The sequence below is a fragment of the Micromonospora sp. NPDC047812 genome (assembly GCF_040704175.1).
In the GTDB taxonomy this organism is placed as follows: domain Bacteria; phylum Actinomycetota; class Actinomycetes; order Mycobacteriales; family Micromonosporaceae; genus Micromonospora.
Genome location: NZ_JBEYRY010000005.1, coordinates 507,166 through 529,223, shown reverse-complemented (window position 1 = coordinate 529,223; position 22,058 = coordinate 507,166). Strand labels below are relative to the sequence as shown.

Below are 22,058 nucleotides of genomic sequence, written 5' to 3'. Positions count from 1 at the left end.
CGGACGAGGGCGCATGAACGACAGTTGCCAGCGGTATCCGGCCCTCGCCGTGCAACGCGGGATGGTGCTGCAGACCCTCCGGCAGCCCGCCGGAGGGGTGGACGTCCAGCAGGTCACGATCAGGTGGGACGGTCCGCCGGACCGGGACGCGTTCACCACCGCCTGGCAGGCCGCGACCCGGCGGCACGCGGTGCTGCGTACGGCCTTCGAGGTCGACGGTGACCACGGCGTCGCGCAGGTCGTCCGGTCCACCGTGGCGCCGGACCTGCGGTGGCGGGAGACGACGCTCGACGACTTCCTCCCCACCGACCGGCACGAGCCCTTCGACGTCGGTCGGGCGCCCCTGCTGCGGGTCACCGCGCTGAGCGACCACCACGTCGTCGTCACCTTCCACCACGCGATCCTCGACGGCCGCTCCACCCGGATGCTGCTCGACGAGGTCCTCGCCGACTACGCCGCGCGCCGGGCCGGCGGGGCGCCGGACCCGCCGCGCCGGCCGCCGTTCGCGGACTTCGTGTACTGGTGGGGCACGCGCGACCCGAGCAGCGGCGACGCGTTCTGGAAGGGGTACCTCGGCGACGCCCCGATGCCCCGGGCGCTGCCGGGCCGCCTCGACGCGGACCCCGGCGCGCGCGGCGTGCCCGCCTCGCACGAGGTCGCCCTCACCCGGCCGGAGTCCGACCGGCTCCGCGCCGCCGCCGCAGCGGCGGGCGTCGGCGCCGGCGCCGTGGTCCACGCGGCCTGGGCGCTGCTGCGCGGCGGCTACGGCGGGGTCGACGACATCACCTTCGCGGTCACGAGATCCTGCCGGTACGGCAGCGTCCCGGACGCCGACAAGATCCTCGGGCTGCTGCTCAACACGGTGCCGCTGCGGATCCGCCTCGATCCACGATGGACCGTCCCGCGGTTCCTGGCCGACGTGGCGGACCGGATCCGCCGGATCCGCGAGCACCAGCTCACGCCGCTGCACACCATCCTCGACCAGGCCGGCCTGGCACCCGACACGCCGCTGCTGGACAGCCTGGTGGTGTTCGAACGGCAGCGGCTGGCCACCGCCCTGGCCGAGGGCGGGCCGGAGCGGGCCCGGCGCTCGGCCCACGTGCACCGGATGCCCGGCTATCCGCTGACGGTGCACGCCTTCGACGAACCGGAGCTGCGCCTCGGCGTGACGTGGGACGGCACCAGGCTGCTGGACGCCTCGGCGCGGCGGATCCTCGCACAGTTGCACGACACCGTGCGCGAGTTGGCGCGGCGACCGGACGCCCGCCTGGCCGACCTGGACCTCGGCGCCGCCGGGGAGGCGCCCCTGCGCGCCGCCTGGAACACCACCCGGCGGCCCTACCCCCGCGACGCCTCCGTCCCCGAGGTCTTCGCGACCCGCGTGGCCGACGACCCGGCCGCCACCGCGCTCGTCCTCGACGACCGCACCGTCTCGTACGCGCAGCTGGACCGGGCGGCCGACCGGCTGGCCTGGACGCTGCGCCGGCACGGGGTCGCCGGGGAGACCCCGGTCGCCGTGCTGCTCCCCCGGGGCGAACCGCTGATCCGGGCCCTGCTGGGCGTGCTCAAGGCCGGCGGGGCCTACCTACCCGTGGACCCGGCCGCCCCACCCGCCCGGATCGCGGGCCTCCTCGCCGCCAGCGGCACCCGCCTGCTGCTGACCACCTCCGCGACCGCCGCCGGCCTGCCCGACCTGGGCCCGGTCCGGGTGCTGGACGTCGACGCGTCCGCCGGGGAAGCGGCGCCGGCCGGCCCGCCGCCGGGGCGGATCCACCCGTCGCAGCTCGCCGCCGTCCTGCACACCTCCGGCTCGACCGGGGCGCCCAAGCGGGTCGGGATCACCCACCGGGGCGTGGTGCGGCTGGTGACCGGCCCCGACTTCGCCACCCTCGGCCCCGGCGAGCGGGTGCTCCAGTTCGCCCCGACCGCGTTCGACGCGTCCACCTGGGAGGTCTGGGGCGCCCTGCTGACCGGCGCCACGGCGGTGGTCGCGCCACCGGACCCGGTGGACCTCACCCGGCTGACCGCGTTGATGCGTAGCGGCAGGGTCACCGTCGCCTTCCTCACCGCCGGGCTCTTCCGGCAGGTCGCCGAGGAGGACGTCACGGCGCTGGCGGGCGTGCGGCAACTGCTCACCGGCGGCGACGTGGCCGACCCGGGCGCGGTCCGCGCCGTGCTCGCCGCGCGCGGCGGGCTGCCGCTGGTCAACGCGTACGGGCCGACGGAGAACACGACGCTGACCAGTTGCCACCTGATGAGCGGCGCCGGGCCGGTGGGTGACCGGGTGCCGATCGGCCGTCCCGTGCCGCAGAGCACCGTCCACGTGCTCGACGCGAGCGGCCGGCCGGTGCCGGTCGGGGTCGCGGGCGAGCTGTACACCGGTGGCGACGGGCTGGCCCGCGGCTACCTCGGCGACCCGGCGGCGACCGCCCGGGCGTTCGTGCCGGATCCGCTGGTGCCCGGCGAGCGCCTCTACCGCACCGGTGACGTCGTCCGCTGGCGCGCGGACGGGGTGCTGGAGTTCCTCGGCCGCCGCGACGACCAGGTGAAGATCCGGGGATTCCGGGTCGAGCCCGGCGAGGTGGAGGCGGTGCTCAGGACGCACCCGCAGGTCGCCGCCGCGGCGGTGGGCGTACGGGGCGACGGGCCGGAGCGGCACCTGGTCGGCTACGTCACGCCCTCCGGCGCGGCGGTCCCGAGCGCGGCGAGCCTGCGTGAGCACGTCGCCGCCCAACTGCCGGCCCACCTGGTGCCGGCCGCGTTCGCCGTCCTCGACCGGTTGCCGCTGACCGCGTACGGGAAGGTCGACCGCGCGGCGCTGCCGGCGCCCGACCTCGCCGGGACGGATCCGGACGTCGCCGGGCCCGCCACGCCGACCGAACACCGGCTGGCCGGGCTCTGGTCCCGGCTGCTGCCCGGCGGGCCCCCGCCCGCGAGCATCGGGCGGGAGACCGGCTTCTTCGCCCTCGGAGGCAACTCGCTGACGGTCACCCGGCTGATGTTCCGGATCCGCGAGGCGTTCGGCGTGGAACTGGGCGTGGGCCCCTTCTACCGGGCACCGACCCTGGCGGCGACGGCGGCGGCGATCGACGCGGCGACCGGATCGGCACCGGGCGGCCGGGTGGGGACGGGACCGGCGCTGCGCCGTCGCGACCGGGTGCCGCACCGCAGCGACCGGGACCTGCCCGCGCACCTGGCCCGGCTGACCGACGGATGGGCCCTGTGGCGGACCGTCTGCCTGCGGGGCGCGGGCCTCCCGGTCGACCTGCTGGCCCCGCTCGGCGACGCGGAGCTCGCCGCCGCCGCGGACCGGGTGGTGGCGGCCCGGGCCGACGGCGACCCGGCCGGCATCGCCGGCGCCGAGGCGGCGTACGCGGCCGCGTACCCGGGGGCGGTCGACCGGCTCACGGTCGCGCTGCACGCGGTGGCGGCCCACCCCCGCTTCCGCGAGGCGGTGGCCTGGCAGAACCCGCACGCGCTGCGCACCGGCGTCGACGCGCTGCTGCGCCGGGGCCCCGGCGGCCCGACCCGCAACACCAAGCACCGCCAGCACGAGGCGCTGGTCACCAGCTACCTCCAGCGCTACTGCGCGAAGAACGACACGATCGGCTTCTTCGGGCCGGTCGGCTGGGCGCGGATCGAGCCGGGCGCGGGCGTGCGGGTCGACGCCGCCGACCCGCCGGCGCTGCTCGCCGGGCGGACGGTCTACCTGGAGGGGTGGGCGGTCGCCGCGGTGCTGGCCCCGTACGCGGAACGGCTGCGCCCGTGGCTCGTACCCCGGCTCATGCCCTTCCTGGAGCTGACCGGGACGACGCTGCGGGTGCCGCTCGCCCCGCCGGTGGCGCTGACCGACGCCGAGGCGGCGGTGCTGCGCGCCTGCGACGGGGTCCGCGACGCCAACGAGGTCGCCGGGGCCGTGCTGGCCGAGCCGGGTTCGGGACTGCGGTCGACGCGGGAGGTGCACGAGGTGCTGGAGACGTTGGCCGGGGCCCACCGGATCGCGTGGCAGCCGGAGGTGGCGCCGCACGACACCCGGCCGGAGCGGACCATGCGGGCCCGGCTGGCCCGGGTCACCGACGAGGCCGCGCGCGGGCCCGCGCTCGCCGCCCTGGACGAGCTCTGCGCCGCCCGGGACGCGCTCGCCTCGGCAGCCGGCGACCCGGAGCGGCTGACCGGCACGATGGCCGAGCTGGAGGCCACCTTCACCCGGCTGGCCGGCGTCCCGGCCACCCGGCGCGCCGGCACGATGTACGCCGGCCGCACCCCCGTCTACGAGGAGTGCCTGCGTGCCGGCACGGTCGGCGTCGGCGAGGCCGGCCTGGACGGGATCCGCGACGCGCTCGGCCTGGTGCTGGAGAGCGCGCGCTGGTTCACCGCCGCCGGCGCGACGCTCTACCGGCGCCTCTGCGCCGACATCTACCGGCGCCGGGCCGCCGAGCTGGGCACCGACGTGGTCCCGCTCGCCGACTTCTGGCTGCTGGCCGGCGAGGCGCTGTTCCACCCGCCGCAACGGCTGACCGCCCTGCTGACCGCCGCGCTGCACCGGCGCTGGGCCGACGTGCTGGCGCTGCCGGCGGACGGGCGACGGATCCGGCTCACGGCGGCGGAGCTGGCCCCGGCGGTGGCCGCCGCCTTCCCGCCGGGACGGCCCGGCTGGCCGACCGCGCGGCAGCACAGCCCCGACCTGATGCGGGCCGGCGACGAGTGGGTCCTGGGTGAACTGCACCCGGGCGTCAACACCCTGCGGTACGCCACCTGGGTCGCCTACCACCCGGAGGTGGACGCGCTGCGCGCCGCGCTGGCCCGGGACGTGGGCACCGGGGCGGTCTATCCCGCCGAGACCGGCCAGGAGGGCGGCGTGCCGACCAGGCAGAGCAACGCGCTGGCCGGACCCGACGACATCCGGTTGGTGTTCGCGCACGACTCGTTCGGGCACGACCCGCGCCGCAGCCTGCGCGTCGGCGAGTGCGACCTGGTCGACACGCCCGGCGGGCTGCGGGTACGGTCGCGCGACGGGCGGTTCGACGTGGACCTGATGCACGTCCTCGGCGACGTGGTCGGCGCCGGGCTGTCCCAGCTCTTCCGTGTCCTGCCCCCGGCGGCGCACCAGCCCAGGGTCACCATCGACTCCCTCGTGGTCAGCCGCGAGGCGTGGACGTTCGCCGCCGCCGACCTGGCCTTCGCCGACACCCGCGACGAGGCGCTGCGGTTCCGGCAGGCGCGGGCCTGGGCCGGCGCCCACGGCCTGCCGCGGCACGTGTTCCTGCGCTGCGCGGGCGAGCGCAAACCGGTCCACGCCGACCTGACCAGCCTCGCCTCGGTCGACCTGGTGTCCCGGTCGGTCCGCCGGGCCCGCCGGCACGCCGGCGACGACGCCACGGTGGCAGTGGTGGAGATGCTGCCCGCGCCGGACCAGCTCTGGCTGACCGGCCCCGACGGCCGGTACACCGCCGAGCTGCGGATCGTCGCGGTCGACGGGCAGGTGCGCTGAGATGGCCGTGTTCGAGTTCCCGGCGTCGGCCGCGCAACGGCGGATGTGGCTGCTCGACCAGTTCGACCCGGGCCAGCCGACCTACCACGTCGGGTGGGCGGTGTGGCTGGACGGCCCGCTGGACACGGCCGCGCTCGACGGGGCCTGGGCGGCGGCGGTCGAGCGGCACGAGATCCTGCGCACCACCTTCCGGGCCAACGGCGGGCGGCCGATCCAGGTGATCGACGACACCGCCCGCGCGGGCGCCATCGAGGTCGTGGCGCTCGACGAGCTGCCCGAGGCGGACCGGGAGGCGGCGGCCCGGGTCGCGCTGCGGGAGCACGCCCGCACCCCGCTGCCGCTGGAGCGTGGCCCGCTGACCCGGGTCACGCTGCTGCGGCTCGCCCCGCAGCGGCACGTCCTGGCGCTGGTCGCGCACCACGCGATCGTCGACGGCTGGTCGTTCCGGCTGCTCTTCGACGAGATCTCCGCCGACTACGAGGCGCTGCGCGCCGGCCGGCCGCCCGTCTCGGTCGAGCCGCCCCTGCAGTACGCGGACTTCGCCCTCTGGGAGCGGGAGCACGACGACGCGGGCGGTCACGCCGAGGCCGAACGCTTCTGGCCGGCGGAGCTGGCCGGTGCCCCGCCGGAGGTGCCGCTCCCGGTCGACCACCCGTACCCCGACCGGCTGTCGCCGGCCGCCGGCGAGGTGGCGGTGCCGGTCGACGGGGAGCTGGCCGGGGCGCTGCGCCGCCTGGCCGGGGAGCGGGGCAGCACCCTCTTCACCGTGCTGCTGACCGCGTACGCGGCCCTGCTGTCCCGGCTCAGCGGCGCGGACGAGGTGCTCGTCGGCGTGCCCGTGGCCGGGCGCACCCGGATCGAGACCGAGCCGATGCTGGGCCTGTTCGCCAACACCGTCGCGATCCGGGCGGCGCTGCACGGCGAGCCGACGCTCGCCGAACTGCTCGACCGGCTGCACGCCGCCACCGCGCGCGCCCAGGCCCACCAGGACCTGCCGTTCGCGCGGGTGGTCGAGCTGTGCCGGCCGCAGCGGCAGCCGTCGCGGGCGCCGCTGGTGCAGGTGATGTGCACGGTCGAGGAGGCCCTGGCGCCGCTGGACCGGGGGGCGCTGCGCTGGCGGCCGGAGCTGGTGCCCACCGGCACCGGCAAGTTCGAGCTGGAGCTGGCCGCCGTCGCCGGCCCCGACGAGCTGACGGTGCGCCTGCGGTACCTCACCGACCTCTTCACCCCGGACAGCGCGGGCCGGTTCGCCGACGCCCTGGGCGCGATCCTGACCGCGCTGGCGACCGCCCCGCAGACCCGCGTCTGCGACGTGGACGTCCTCTCCCCCGCAACGGCGGACCTCGTCACCCGGGTGTGGCCGGCCGCCCGGTCCGGGTCGGTCCCGCCGCCGGGCAGCACCGCGGCGGCGCTCGTGACCGGGATCGACGCCGGCGACCGGGTGGTCATCGCCGGCGACGACGCGACGCTGACCGGCGCCGCGCTGCGCGGGCTCGCGGGCCGGATCGCCACGGGGCTGCGCGGGCTCGGCGTACGGGTCCAGGAGACCGTGGGCATCGTCCTGCCCCGGGGAGCGCGTCCGCTCCCGGCGCTGCTGGGCGTCTGGTGGGTCGGGGCGGCGTACCTGCCGCTCGATCCGACCCATCCGCCGGGGCGGCTGCGCGGGATGCTCGCCGACGCCGGGGTGCGGGTGGTCGTCACGGACAGCGGCGCCGTCCCCGCGCCGCTGCTGGCCGAGCTGGCCGCGTCGGTGACCCTGCTCGACCTGGCCGGACCGGAGCCGACCGGCGCGGGGGCGGAGCTTGCGGTGGCGCCACCGTGCGCGGTGCCGGCGACGGCGGCGGCGTACGTGCTGTTCACCTCGGGGTCGACCGGCCGGCCGAAGGCGGTCACCGTCACCCAGGGCGCGGTGGCGCACCTGCTGCACGCGTTCCGCGAGATGGTCCCGCTGGGGCCGGCCGACCGGGTCCTCTCGGTGAGCCCGTTCGCGTTCGACATCGCCCTGCTCGACCTGCTCCTGCCGCTGCTGTGCGGGGCGCCGGTGGTGGTCGCCGGCGACGACGACGTGATCGACGGCAACCGGCTGCGCCGGCTGCTCACCACGGCCGGGGTCACGATGCTCCAGGCGACGCCGACGACCTGGCGGATGCTGGTCGCGGCCGGCGGGGTGCCGGCGGGGGTGCGGCTGCGCCTCAGCGGCGGGGAGGCGCTGCCCCGGGCCCTCGCCGACGCCCTGGCCGAGCCCGGCACGCGCCTGTGGAACCTCTACGGCCCGACCGAGACGACCGTCTACTCCACCGGGGCCGAGGTCGAGCCGGGGTCGGCGCCGCCGGACCTGGGCCCGGCCCTCACCGGCAGCCGGGTGTACGTGCTGGACCGCTGGCTGCGGCCGGTGCCGCCGGGCGTCGTCGGCGAGGTCTGCATCGGCGGCGCGGGGGTCGGCCGGGGCTACGCCGGCGCGCCCGGCTGGACCGCCGAGCGGTTCGTGCCGGATCCGTTCACCCCCGGCGGCCGGCTCTACCGCAGCGGAGACCTGGGCCGCTGGCTGCCGAGCGGGCGGATCGAGCCGCTGGGGCGGGCCGACCGGCAGGTGAAGGTGCGGGGGTTCCGGGTCGAGACGGCCGAGGTCGAGGCGGTGCTGCGCGGCCACCCGCAGGTCCGCGACGCGGTCGTGACGACCGCGTCCGACGTGGAGCACGACGGCGTACGGCTGGTCGGGTACGTGGTCACCGACCCGCCCGCGACCGATCCGCCGGCGGGGCTTGCCGAGCACGCGCGCCGGTTCCTGCCCGCGCACATGGTGCCGGCGGTCTTCGTGGCCCTGCCCGAGGTGCCGCGGACCTCCCGCGGCAAGCTGGACCTGCGCGCCCTGCCACCGCCCGGCAGGGGTTCCGGCTCCGGCGAGGCGCCGGTGGCCCCGCGTACCCCGTTGGAGCGGGAGCTGGCGGGGTTGGTGGCCGACCTGCTGGGCCTGCCCGGCCCGGTCGGCATCGCCGACAACTTCTTCGTCCTGGGCGGGCACTCCGTGAAGGCCACCCAGCTGATGGCCCGGGTCTGGACGACGTACGGGGTCGACCTTCCGGTCCGGACGCTCTTCGACGACCCGACCGTGGCCGGGCTGGCCGCCGCGGTCACCGCCGCCGGGGCGGGCACCCGCGCGGGGTCCGACGCGACACCCGCCGGCACCGCACCGGCGGGGGCCGGCGCTCCGGCCCGGCCCGAGGGCGCGGGATACCTCGACACGTTGACCGACGACGACGTCGACGACCTCCTCGCCGGCATGGACGGGCCGTCGAGGTGGAACGGGTGAGCGGTCCGCCGCAGCCGCCGGCCTGGTTGGCGGCGGTGCTCGCCGCGCTCGCCGAGGGCCACGACCCGGCCGCGCCGCCGGCCTGGCGCCGACGGGTCGACGTCGAACTCGACCGGCTCGCCGGCCGGGTGCCGTTCCCGGTCGTGCACGACTGGCACGCGCGCGTGCTCGCCTCGACGCCCGGCGGGGACGCCGGGCGGCTGGTGGGCGACCTGCACCGGCGGGCGCTGGCCGGCGACCGGGTCGGGGCCGACGAGTGGCGCGGCGCGCTCCGGCCCGCCCTGCGCGAGCTGTACCGGGCCGCCTACCCGTACGCCGAGGCCCGGGCGGTCGCGTACGCCAACGCCGAGGTCTACGCGCGCGCCAACGGCTACGGTCCCGACGAGGTGGTCGAGTTCGCCGCGCACTACGCCGACCTCAGCACCGGGGCCAACGCCGAGGCGTTCGCCGACGCCAACGCCCTCGCCAACGCCGACGCGCTGGCGGGCGCCCTGTCGCGGGCCGACGCGGCGGCGTACGCCGGGACGTACCCGGCCGCCCTGGTGCGCGCGTACGCCCTGGCGGCGGCGAACCGGGCCGGCGCGGCGGGTGCGCCGCACGTGCTCCGGGCGGCGTACGGACGGCTCGCCGACGCGTTGGCCGAAAGTCTGAGTCGCGTGTCGGATTGAGGTCCCCGGACCGGCCCGTCGGTCCCTGGTCTCGGCCTGTCGAGTCGTCTACTGTGGATCCACTTCGGCCGATGTCAGGTGGCGCAGTCAGGTGGCGCGGCGGGCCGGCGGGGAATCGAGGGGGCACACTTGCCGGACGACAAACCGACCCGTGTCTCGGCCCCAGGTCGCGTCCCGCCGGCACGGACACCCGCCGAGGTCGAGCGCCTGCCGGAGCGGTCCGGCCTCCTGCCGCTCTCCTTCGCCCAGCGACGGTTGTGGTTCCTGGAGCGCCTCGGCAGGGTCGGACACGCCTACCACATGCCCCTCGCCCTCCAGCTCGACGGCCGGCTCGACCGGGACGCGCTGCGGGCGGCCCTGGACGCCCTGGTGGACCGGCACGAGGTCCTGCGTACCCGCATCGTGCCCGACGGCGCCGAGGCGGGCCAACGCATCGACCCGCCCGGGGCCGCGTTCCCGCTCGGGCTCGACGACCTGACCGGGCACGCCGATCCCGCCGCCGCCCTGGCCCGGCTCCAGCAGGAGGAGAGCACCGCCCCGTTCGACCTGGCGGCCGGCCCGCTGTTCCGGGGCCGTCTCGTCGTCCTCGCCCCGGACCGGCACGTGCTCCTGCTGACGATGCACCACATCGTCTCCGACGGCTGGTCGCTGGGGATCCTTACCCGGGAGCTGGGGGTGTTGTACGCCGCGCACCACCACGGCCGGCCCGACCCCCTGCCGCCCCTGCCCGTGCAGTACGCCGACTACGCCGCCTGGCAACGCCGATGGCTCACCGACGGCACCCTGCAACGCCAGGAGAACCACTGGCGACAAACCCTCGCCGACGCACCCACTCTGCTCGAACTACCCACCGACCGACCCCGCCCCACCGAACAGGACCACCACGGCGCCCACCTACCCGTCACCCTCGACACCCACCTCACCACCGCCCTGAAAACCCTCACCACCCAACACGGCGGCACCCTCTACATGACCCTGCTCACCGCCTGGGCCATCGTCCTGTCCCGCCTCTCCGGCCACCACGACCTCATCATCGGCACCCCCACCGCCAACCGCCGCCGCGCCGAACTCGAAAACCTCATCGGCTTCTTCGTCAACACCCTCGCCCTACGCGTCGACCTCACCGACAACCCCACCACCACCCAACTCCTACACCGCGTCCGCGACCTCACCCTCACCACCCTCGACCACCAGGACCTCCCCTTCGAACAGGTCGTCGAAGCCGTCAACCCCACCCGCAACCTCGCCCACACCCCCCTCTTCCAGGTCATGTTCGCCTGGCAGAACAACGAGGACGTGGACCTGGACCTGCCCGGTGTCGAGGTGACGGCCCTGGCCAGCCCGTGGACCAGCGCCAAGTTCGACCTGACCCTCTCGCTGGCCGAGCACGACGGCCGCATCACCGGCAGCCTGGAGTACGCCACCGCCCTGTTCGACACCGCCACCGCCGAGCGGCACATCCGCTACCTGCGCCACGTCCTCACCCAACTCGTCGCACACCCCGACCAGCCGATCGACCAGCTGACCCTGCTCGACCCGGCGGAGCGCCGCGAACTCCTCGCGGCCTGGGACGACGCGACCGCGTACCCGGTCGGGCGGACGATTCCCGCGCTGTTCGCGGAGCGGGCCGCCGCGGCCCCCGACGCGGTGGCCGTGACGTTCGAGGGAACCTCGCTCACCTACCGCGACCTCGACGCGCGCGCCAACCGGCTGGCCCACCACCTGCGCGAGCACGGAGTCGGACCCGACACCCTCGTCGCGGTCTGCCTGGACCGCTCACCCGAGCTGGTGGTCGCGCTGCTGGCCGTCCTCAAGGCCGGCGGCGCGTACGTGCCGCTCGACCCCACCCATCCGGCGGAGCGCCTCACCGAGCTGCTCCGCGACAGCGCCCCGGTCGCCGTGCTCGCCCACGCCGCGACCCGCGCCACCCTCGACGGCCTGACCGCCGCGCCCCTCGTCGACCTCGACGCCGACGCGCACCGCTGGGCCGACCGCCCCACCACCGACCCCGACCCCGGCACCCGGCCCGACCACCTCGCCTACGTCATCTACACCTCCGGCTCCACCGGCCGGCCCAAGGGCGTCATGGTCGAGCACGCCAACGTGGTGCGGCTCTTCTCCGCCACGGCCGGGTGGTTCGGCTTCGGTCCGTCGGACGTGTGGAGCCTCTTCCACTCCTTCGCGTTCGACTTCTCCGTCTGGGAGATCTGGGGGGCGCTGCTGCACGGCGGCCGGCTGGTGATCGTCCCCCGCCTGGTCAGCCGCTCCCCCGCCGACTTCCACCGGCTCCTCTGCGACGAGGGCGTCACCGTCCTCAACCAGACCCCCAGCGCGTTCCGCAGCCTGATCGCCGCGCAGGCCGACAGCGCGCGGGCGCACCGGCTGCGTACGGTGGTCTTCGGGGGCGAGGCGCTGGACCCGACGATGCTGCGGCCGTGGTACGCGGACGCGCGCAACGGGCGCACCGAGCTGGTCAACATGTACGGCATCACCGAGACCACCGTGCACGTGACCCACCGGCCGTTGACCCCGGCCGACACCGAGCGACCGGGCGTCAGCCCGATCGGGCGGCCCATCGGGGACCTGCGGCTCTACGTGCTCGACGGGCGGGGGGAGCCGGTGCCGCCCGGGGTCGTCGGTGAGCTGCACGTCGGCGGCGCGGGGGTCGCGCGCGGGTACCTCAACCGGCCCGCGCTGACCGCGGAACGCTTCCGGCCCAGCCCGTTCGTCGCCGGGGACCGGCTCTACGCCACCGGTGACCTCGTGCGCCACCGCCCCGACGGCGCTCTCGAGTACCTGGGCCGCAACGACTCCCAGGTGCAGATCCGTGGCTACCGCGTCGAGCTGGGCGAGATCGAGGCCCGGCTGGCCGCCTGCCCCGGCGTACGCGACGCGGTGGTGACGGTCACGACCGACGCCACGGGCGAGCCGCGCCTGGTCGGCTACTACACCGCCTCGGTGCGCCGGCTGACCGCCGAGGCGCTGCGGACCCGGCTGGCCGGTGTCCTGCCGGAGCACATGGTCCCGGCCGCGTACGTGCGGGTCGCCGAGTGGCCGCTCACGCCCAACGGCAAGCTCGACCACCGGGCGCTGCCCGCACCCGACGGGTCCGCCTTCGCCACCCGGCACTACACCGAGCCGGTCGGTCCGGCCGAGACCGCCCTCGCCGCCATCTGGGCCGAGGTGCTCGGCGTCGAGCGGGTCGGCCGGCACGACAACTTCTTCGCGCTGGGCGGGCACTCGCTGCTGGCCCTGCGGGTGCTGGAGCGGATGCGCCGCCAGGGCATGCCCGCCGACGTACGCGCGCTCTTCTCCTCGCCGGTCCTGGCCGACCTGGCCCGCGCGGTGGGCGCCGGCGCGGACCGGGCCGAGGCGACCCCGGACCCGATCCCGGTCGGCTGCGACCGGATCACCCCGGACCTGCTGCCGCTGGTGCAGCTGAGCCAGCCGGAGATCGACGCGATCGTCGCCACCGTGGCCGGCGGGGCGCCGAACGTGCAGGACGTCTACCCCCTTGCCCCGGTGCAGGAGGGGATGCTCTTCCACCACCTGATGGCCCCCGACCGCGACCCCTACCTGGTCACCACCGTCCTCCGCTTCGCCGACCGGCACCGGTTGGACCGCTACCGCACGGCGCTGGAGGCGGTGATCGCCCGGCACGACGTGCTGCGCACCGGGGTGGTGTGGCACGGGATCAACGAGCCGGTGCAGGTGGTGTGGCGCCGCGCGCCCCTGCCGGTGGAGGAGGTCCCGCTCGACCCGACCGGCGACGACCCGCTCCGGCAGCTCCGCGAGCACGTCGACCGGCGGTACGCCCGCCTCCCCCTCGACCGGGCCCCGCTGCTGCGGCTGCTGGTCGCGCGGGACCCGCGTGACGGCGCGTGGCTGGCCGTGGAGCTGATCCACCACATCGTCGACGACAACACCTCGCTCAAGCAGCTGCGGGCCGAGGTGCGCGCGTACCTGGCCGGCGAGGGCGACCGGCTGCCGCCGCCGCTGCCCTTCCGTGACTTCGTGGCGCGGATCCGGCGCGGCACGGACCGGGCCGAACAGGAGAGCTTCTTCCGCCGGATGCTCTCCGACGTCGACAGCCCGACCGTGCCCTTCGGCCTGCGCGACATCCACGGTGACGGGCACAGCATGCGGGACGCCCGGGTGTGGCTCGGTCCGGAGCTGACGCTGCGGCTGCGGCAGCGGGCCCAGGCCCTCCGGGTCGGGGTGACCAGCCTCTTCCACGTCGCCTGGGGGCAGGTGCTGGCCCGGGCCGGCGGCCGCCGGGATGTCGTCTTCGGCACCGTGCTCTCCGGCCGGATGGACGGCGGCGCGGGCAACGACCGCGTCCTCGGGCCCTTCCTCAACACGCTCCCCCTGCGGGTCACCCTCGACGACGCCGGCGTCACGGAGTGCGTGCTGCGCACCCACGAGGCGCTGACCGGGCTGATCCGGCACGAGCACGCGTCGCTGGCGCTGGCCCAGTCGTGCAGCGGGGTGGCGCCGCCGGCGCCGCTCTTCACCGCCCTGCTGAACTACCGGCACGCCGAGGTGCTGGCCGAGTCGGACGCCCCCGCGCCGGACCCCGACGCGGACGACCTGACCTACCTGGCCGCGCAGGAGCACGGCAACTACCCGCTCGCGCTGGACGTCGACGACCTGCGCGACGACGTCGTGCTGACCGTCGCCGCCGCGGCCGGGGTGGCGCCCGACCGCGTCTGCGCGATGGTCGAGCGGGCCCTGGAGACGCTGGCCGACGCGCTGGAGCGGACGCCGGACGCGCCGGTGGACGGGCTCGACGTGCTGCCCCCCGCCGAGCGCCGCCGGCTCGTCGAGGAGGGCAACGACGCCACGGTGGCGTACCCGCCGGGGCGCTGCGTGCACCACCTCGTCGAGGCCCAGGCGGCCCGCGACCCGGAGGCGGTGGCCCTCGTCCTCGGCGACGAGCGGCTCACCTACGGCGAGTTGAACACGCGGGCCAACCGGCTGGCCCACCACCTGCGCGCCCGGGGCGTCGGGCCGGACCGGCCGGTGGCGATCTGCCTCGAGCGGTCGCTGGACACCGTGGTGGGCCTGCTGGCCGTCCTCAAGGCGGGTGGCGCCTACCTCCCGCTGGACCCGGCCTACCCGGTCGACCGGCTCGCCGCCATGCTGCGCGACGCCACGCCGGTGGCGGCGCTGACCCACGGCCCGGCCCGCGCGCGGCTGCACGCCGCGCTCGCCGGGCTCGACACCCCGGTGGTCGACCTGGACCTCGACGCGGCGGCCTGGGCGGAGCTGCCGTCGAGCGACCCGGTCGTCGACGGGTTGGCCGCGCACCACCTGGCGTACGTCATCTACACGTCCGGCACCTCGGGCACCGCCAACGGGGTGCTGGTGGAGCACCGGCAGCTGGTGGCCGTCGCCGCCGCCTGGGAACGCGTCCTCGACCTGCGTCCCGGCCTGGTGCACCTGCAGATGGCCAGTTTCTCCTTCGACGTCTTCACCGCCGACGTGGTGCGGGCGCTCGGCTTCGGCGGGCGGCTGGTGCTCTGCCCGCGTCCGCTGCTGCTCGACAGCGCGGGCCTGTACGCCCTGCTGCGCCACCACGACGTGGACTTCGCCGACTTCGTGCCGGCGGTGCTCAACCCGCTGCTGGACCATCTGGAGTCCACCGGCGGGAGCCTCGCCGCGTTGGAGACGGTGGTCTGCGGCTCGGACGCCTGGACCGCCGCGAACGCCGCCCGGCTCCGGGCGCTGTGCGGCCCGCGGGTGCGGATCGTCAACGCGTACGGCGTGACCGAGGCGGCCGTCGACAGCACCTGCCACCTGCTCCCGGCGGACGGCCTCGCCGGGGCGACCTGCCTGCCGATCGGCCGGCCGCTGCCGAACGTGCGCGTCTACCTGCTCGACGCCGGGGGCGAGCCGGTCCCGGACGGGGTGGTCGGGGAGATCCACATCGGCGGCGCGGGCGTGGCACGCGGCTACCTGAACCGGCCCGAGCTGACCGCGCAGCGCTTCCGCGCCAACCCGTTCGTGCCGGGCGAGCGGCTCTACCGCACCGGTGACCTGGGTCGCCGGCTGCCGGGCGGGGAACTGGAGTTCCTGGGCCGCGACGACTTCCAGGTGAAGATCCGGGGCTTCCGCGTCGAGCTGGGCGAGATCGAGGCGCGGCTGGCGGCGACCGAGGGCGTCCGGGAGGCGGTCGTCGTGGCGCGCCCGGACGCCGGCGGCCACCAGCGGCTCGTCGCGTACGTGCTGGGTGGCGAGGCGCCGGACGCCGCGCGGCTGCGGGACCGGCTCGCCGGCGAACTGCCCGAGTACATGGTGCCCGCCGCGTACGTCCGGCTGGCCGCGTGGCCGTTGACGCCCAACGGCAAGCTCGACCGGGCGGCGCTGCCGGCGCCGGACGGGGCGGCCTTCGGTCAGCGCGGGCACGTCGAGCCGGTCGGTCTGCTGGAGGCCATGGTCGCCGGCGTCTGGGCCGAGGTGCTGGGCATCGAGCGTGTCGGCCGGCACGACGACTTCTTCGCCCTGGGCGGGCACTCGCTGCTCGCCATGCGGCTGGTGTCCAGGATCCGGCAGGTGCTGGGGCGGGAGGTCTCCCCGGCGGCGCTCTTCGCGGCGCCGGTCCTCGCCGCCTTCGTCGCCCGGCTGACGCCGGACGGGCGCGACGTGCTGCCCCCGATCCGCCCGGTCGACCGGGCCGGTGCGCTGGAGCTCTCCTTCGCGCAGCGGCGGCTGTGGTTCCTGGAACGCCTCGGCGGTCTGGGCCACGCGTACCACATGCCCCTGGCCCTGGAGTTGGCCGGCTGGCTCGACCACGACGCGCTGCGGGCGGCCCTGGACTCCCTGGTGGACCGGCACGAGGCCCTGCGCAGCCGCCTCGTCCCCGACGGCTCCGACGCGCACCAGCACGTCGACCCGCCCGGGGCCGGCTTCACCCTGCACACGCACGACCTGACCGGCGCGCCCGACGCCGCCGCCCGCCTGGCCCGGCTCCAGGACGAGGAGTTCACCGCCCCGTTCGACCTGACGACCGGTCCCCTGATCCGGGGCCGCCTGGTCACCCTCGCCCCGGACCGGCACGTCCTGCTCGTCACCATGCACCACGTCGTCTCCGACGGCTGGTCCATCGGCGTCCTGACCCGGGAGCTGGGGGTGTTGTACGCCGCGTACCGCCACGGCCGACCCGACCCCCTGCCGCCCCTGCCCGTGCAGTACGCCGACTACGCCGCCTGGCAACGCCGATGGCTCACCGACGGCACCCTGCAACGCCAGGAAAACCACTGGCGACAAACCCTCGCCGACGCACCCACCCTGCTCGAACTACCCACCGACAGACCCCGCCCCACCGAACAGGACCACCACGGCGCCCACCTACCCGTCACCCTCGACACCCACCTCACCACCGCCCTGAAAACCCTCACCACCCAACACGGCGGCACCCTCTACATGACCCTGCTCACCGCCTGGGCCATCGTCCTGTCCCGCCTCTCCGGCCACCACGACCTCATCATCGGCACCCCCACCGCCAACCGCCGCCGCGCCGAAGTCGAAAACCTCATCGGCTTCTTCGTCAACACCCTCGCCCTACGCGTCGACCTCACCGACAACCCCACCACCACCCAACTCCTACACCGCGTCCGCGACCTCACCCTCACCACCCTCGACCACCAGGACCTCCCCTTCGAACAGGTCGTCGAAGCCGTCAACCCCACCCGCAACCTCGCCCACACCCCCCTCTTCCAGGTCATGTTCGCCTGGCAGAACACCGACGACGGCGAGCTGACCCTCCCGGGCCTGCGGGTCACCGCCCTGCCGCCGCCCCACACCACGGCCAAGTTCGACCTCACGCTCGCGCTGGCCGAGCACGACGGCCGCATCACCGGCAGCCTGGAGTACGCCACCGCCCTGTTCGACACCGCCACCGCCCAGCGGCACATCCGCCACCTGCGCCACGTCCTCACCCAACTCGTCGCACACCCCGACCAGCCGATCGACCAGCTGACCCTGCTCGACGAGCGGGAACGGGAGGAGGCGCTGCGCCAGGCCGAGCCGTCCCCGGTGGAGCGGGGCGTCGTCGACCGCTTCGCGCAGCGGGTCGCCGCGGCCCCCGACGCGGTGGCCGTGACGTTCGAGGGAACCTCGCTCACCTACCGCGACCTCGACGCGCGCGCCAACCGGCTGGCCCACCACCTGCGCGAGCACGGAGTCGGACCCGACACCGTCGTCGCGGTCTGCCTGCGCAGGTCGCCGGAGCTGATCGTCGCGCTGCTGGCCGTCGCCAGGGCCGGCGGCGCGTACCTTCCCCTGGACCCGGCCCACCCCGCCGAACGCCTGGCCCACCTGCTGGCCGACGGCGCCCCGGTCGCCGTCCTCACCCACGGGGCCACCCGCGCCACCCTCGACGGCCTGACCGCCGCGCCCCTCGTCGACCTCGACGCCGACGCGCACCGCTGGGCCGACCGCCCCACCACCGACCCCGACCCCGGCACCCGGCCCGACCACCTCGCCTACGTCATCCACACCTCCGGCTCCACCGGCCAACCCAAGGGCGTGGCGCAGACCTGGCGGTGCCTGGACAACCTGATCGACTGGCAGCTCCGCTACGCCGCCCCGGGCAGCCCGGCCCCGGAACGGGTGCTCCAGTTCGCGTCGATCGGCTTCGACGTCTCCGCGCAGGAGATCTGGAGCACCCTCTGCCAGGGCGGCACGCTGGTGCTGATCGGTGAGGAGCGCGTCCGCGACCTCGGTCAGCTGCGTCACGTCCTCGCCGAGCAGGGCGTACGGCGGGCGTTCCTGCCGGCGGCCGTGCTGCACCAGCTGGCCGGTCTCACCGGAGCCGTGCCCCCGCTCGCGCCCGGCTGCGAGATCGTCACCGCCGGCGAGGCGCTGCGGGTCAACGACGACGTCCGTGCCCTGGTGGCCGGGCTGGGCGGCCGATACCTCTACAACCAGTACGGCCCGACCGAGACCCACGTGGTCAGCCAGTTCGCGCTGGCCACCGCGGCGGCGGCCGACTGGCCGGCGCTGCCGCCGATCGGCCGGCCGATCGCCAACGCCCGGCTCTACGTGCTCGACGAGCGGTGCGAGCCGGTGCCGGCCGGCGTGCTCGGCGAGCTCTACATCGGCGGGGCCGGCCTGGCGCGCGGCTACCTCAACCGGCCGGCGGCGACCGCGGAGCGGTTCCTGCCGGACCCGTTCGCCGGGCCCGGCGAGCGGATGTACCGCAGCGGCGACCTGGCCCGCCGCCGGGCCGACGGGACCGTCGAGTTCGTCGGGCGGGCCGACGACCAGGTCAAGGTGCGCGGGTTCCGCGTCGAGCCGGGCGAGGTGGAGAGCGCCCTGCGGCACGTACCGGGCGTCCGCGAGGCAGCCGTCCTGCTGCGCGAGGACACCCCCGGCGACCCGCACCTGGTCGGCTACCTGGTCGGCGACGTCACCGCCGAGGCGGCCCGCGAGCAGGTGCGGCGCCGGCTGCCCGAGCACCTGGTGCCGACCCGCTGGGTGGTGCTGGACCGGCTGCCGCTGACCGCCAACGGCAAGCTGGACCGGCGGGCCCTGCGCGCGCCGGAGCAGGCCGACGTCGCCACCGCCTACGTCGCGCCACGCGACGACCGGGAGGCCCGGATGGCCGCCATCTGGGCCGAGGTGCTGCGCCGCGACCGGGTCGGCGCGCACGACGACTTCTTCGCGCTGGGCGGCCACTCGCTGCTGGCGACCCGGCTCGTCCACGCGATCAACGAGCGGATGTCGGCGCGGCTGTCGCTGCGTACCCTCTTCCGGAAGCCGGTCCTGGCCGACCTGGCGGCCGAGCTGGCGGGGGCCGGCTCCCCCGCCGCCGACGCCCTCCCGTCGCTCGTCGGCGACCCCGCCGGCCGGCACGAGCCGTTCCCGCTCACCGACATCCAGGAGGCCTACTGGGTGGGCCGCGGGTCCACCATCGAACTCGGCGGCGTCGGCGCACACGGCTACAGCGAACTGCGGCTGCGCGACTTCGACGAGGAGCGCTTCACCCGCGCGCTGCACCGGCTGATCGACCGCCACGACATGCTCCGCGCGGTCTTCCACGACGGCGTCCAGCGGGTCCTGCCGAGCGTGCCACGCTACGCGATGGCCCGGCAGGACCTGCGCGGGCTCGACGCGGAGACCGCCGGGCGCCGGCTGGGCGAGACCCGGGAGCGGATGTCCCACCAGGTGTTCGACGCCGGCCGGTGGCCGCTGTTCGAGTTCGCGGTGACGCTGCTCGACGGCGAGGTGCGGCTGCACGTCAGCCTCGACGCGCTGATCCTCGACGCGGCCAGCGGGCAGATCCTGGAACACGAGCTGGCGCTGCTCTACGCCGACCCGGACGTCGACCTGCCGCCGCTCGCGGTGACCTTCCGCGACTACGTGCTGGCCGAACGGGCCCTGCGGCGCACGCCGCGCTACGCGCGGGCCCTCGACTACTGGCGGGAGCGGGTCGGCACGCTGGCCCCCGCGCCGCAGCTACCGCTGGAGCGGCAGCCGGAGAGCGTCGAACGGCCGCGCTTCACCCGCTACGACGAGGTGGTGCCGGCGGAGCGTTGGAGCCGGCTGAAGGCGGTCGCCGGCCGGCACGGGGTGACCCCGTCGGTGCTGTTGGTGACCGCGTTCGCGCAGGTGCTGGCCCGGTGGAGCCGCCAGTCGCGGTTCACGCTGAGCCTGCCGCTGTTCAACCGCCTGCCGATGCATCCCGGCATCAACGCGGTGATCGGCGACTTCACCTCGCTGGTGCTGCTGGAGGTCGACGTGGCGGCCGGGGTCGACTTCGCGACCCGGGCCCGTACGGTGCAGGAGCAGCTCTGGCAGGACATCGACCACTCGGCGGTCAGCGGCGTACGGGTCAACCGCGAACTCGCCCGCGCCCGGGGCACCCGCCACGCGGCCCTGCCGGTCGTGTTCAACAGCACGCTGGCCGAGGCGGCGCCCGACGTCGGCGACAGCGGCCTCGCGGCGGCGCTCGGCGGTGAGGTGCTGCACGGCATCACCCAGACCCCGCAGGTGTGGATCGACCACACGGTCCTGGAGGCCGGCGGGCGGCTGCACGTGAACTGGGACAGCATCGACGAGCTCTTCCCCGCCGGCCTGGTCGCCGAGATGTTCGCGGCGTACCGGACGCTGCTCGGGCGGCTGGAGGAGCCGGACGCCTGGTACACCACGGTGGACGGGCCGCTCGCCCCGCCGGTGCCACAGGCCCCGCCGGCCGGTCGTGGGCTCCTGCACGAGCTGGTCGACCGGCAGGCGCTGGCGACCCCCACCGCGCCCGCGGTGCTCGCTCCCGACCGGCGGCTGGACTACGCGACGGTGCGCGTCGAGGCGCGGCGGCTGGCCGGGCGGCTCCAGGACAGCGGCGTCCGGCCCGGCCAGCTCGTCGCGGTGCTGCTCGACCGGGGCTGGAAGCAGGTCGTCGCCACCCTCGCGGTCCTGCACGCCGGGGGCGCGTACCTGCCGCTCGACCCGGACTGGCCGGCCGAGCGGGTGGCCCGGGTACTCCAGCGGGCCGGGGCGGGGCTGGTCCTGGTGGAATCGGACCGGGTGGCCCTGCCCGAGGGCGTCGCGCGCCTGGTGGTGGACGCGACCACCGTCGGCGCGGGCGGGCCGGCGCTGCGGCCGGTCGACCTGGCGGAGACCGACGTCGCGTACGTGATCTACACGTCCGGGTCCACCGGCACGCCGAAGGGGGTGACGATCGACCATCGCGGTGCGGTGAACACGCTCCTCGACGTCACCGCGCGCTTCGGCGTCGGGCCGGCCGACCGGGTCCTGGCCGTCAGCGCGCTCAGCTTCGACCTCTCCGTCTTCGACATCTTCGGCACCCTCGCGGTCGGCGCGGCGGTCGTGACGCTCGACCCGGAGCTGGCGCGCGATCCCGCCCACTGGCGGGACGTGTCCCACGCCCACCGGGTCAGCGTGTGGAACTCGGTGCCGGCGCTGGCCGGCATGCTGCTCGACGACGCCGACGCCGGCCATCCGCTGCCGGCGTCGCTGCGGCTGGCCATGTTCTCCGGGGACTGGATCCCGCTCACCCTCCCCGACCGGCTGCGCAAGGCGCTGCCCGGGATCCGGGTCGAGAGCCTCGGGGGTGCCACCGAGGCGTCGATCTGGTCCATCCACCACCCGGTCGACGAGGTCGATCCGGCCTGGCGCAGCATCCCCTACGGCCGCGCGCTGGATCACCAGGGGGTCCACGTGCTGGACGACGCCCTGCGCCCCCGGCCCACCTGGGCCACCGGCGACCTCTACATCAGCGGCGCCGGGCTGGCCCTGGGCTACTGGCGGGACGAGGCGGCGACGGCGGCCAGCTTCGTCGTGCACCCGGTCACCGGCGAGCGGCTCTACCGCACCGGCGACCTGGGCCGGCTGCGCCCGGACGGGACGATCGAGTTCCTCGGTCGGGAGGACGGCCAGGTCAAGGTGCACGGCTACCGGATCGAGCTGGGTGAGATCGAGGCGGCGTTGGAGGGCCACCCGCAGGTACGCGCCGCCGCGCTGCGGCTGCTCGGTCAGGCGCAGGGCGAGAAGCGGCTGGCCGCGTACGTGGTGCCGGGCGGTCCCGCGCCGGACCCGGCCACCCTGGTCGCGTACCTGGAGCGGC

At 76.0% G+C, this 22,058-nt stretch carries 4 protein-coding genes (1 of these 4 running past the window's edge); all 4 read left to right on the top strand.

From position 1 onward, the window contains the following. Positions 1-13: 13 nt before the first annotated feature. Positions 14-5,491 carry an amino acid adenylation domain-containing protein gene (locus tag AB0883_RS21870; protein WP_366642993.1) on the top strand — a complete coding sequence of 1,826 codons (5,478 nt, stop codon included), beginning with the start codon at positions 14-16 and terminating at the stop codon, positions 5,489-5,491. 1 nt (position 5,492) lies between these two features. Then, positions 5,493-8,801 (top strand): amino acid adenylation domain-containing protein, encoded by a 3,309-nt coding sequence (locus AB0883_RS21865; RefSeq protein WP_366642992.1) that lies wholly within the window; start codon positions 5,493-5,495, stop codon positions 8,799-8,801. Beyond that, positions 8,798-9,469 (top strand): hypothetical protein, encoded by a 672-nt coding sequence (locus AB0883_RS21860; RefSeq protein ID WP_366642991.1) that lies wholly within the window; start codon positions 8,798-8,800, stop codon positions 9,467-9,469. Before AB0883_RS21865 ends, AB0883_RS21860 begins: the two co-directional genes overlap by 4 nt. 129 nt (positions 9,470-9,598) lie before the next feature. Then, positions 9,599-22,058: the 5' portion of an amino acid adenylation domain-containing protein gene (locus tag AB0883_RS21855; protein ID WP_366642990.1), read on the top strand. 1,133 nt of this gene lie beyond the right edge of the window; only the first 12,460 of its 13,593 coding nucleotides appear in the window; its start codon is at positions 9,599-9,601; the stop codon falls past the right edge of the window.

Bases quoted from the DNA above. Each gene is read 5' to 3' on its own strand.
- AB0883_RS21870 (WP_366642993.1), top strand. From the start codon at position 14: ATGAACGACAGTTGCCAGCGGTATCCGGCCCTCGCCGTGCAACGCGGG.
- AB0883_RS21865 (WP_366642992.1), top strand. From the start codon at position 5,493: ATGGCCGTGTTCGAGTTCCCGGCGTCGGCCGCGCAACGGCGGATGTGG.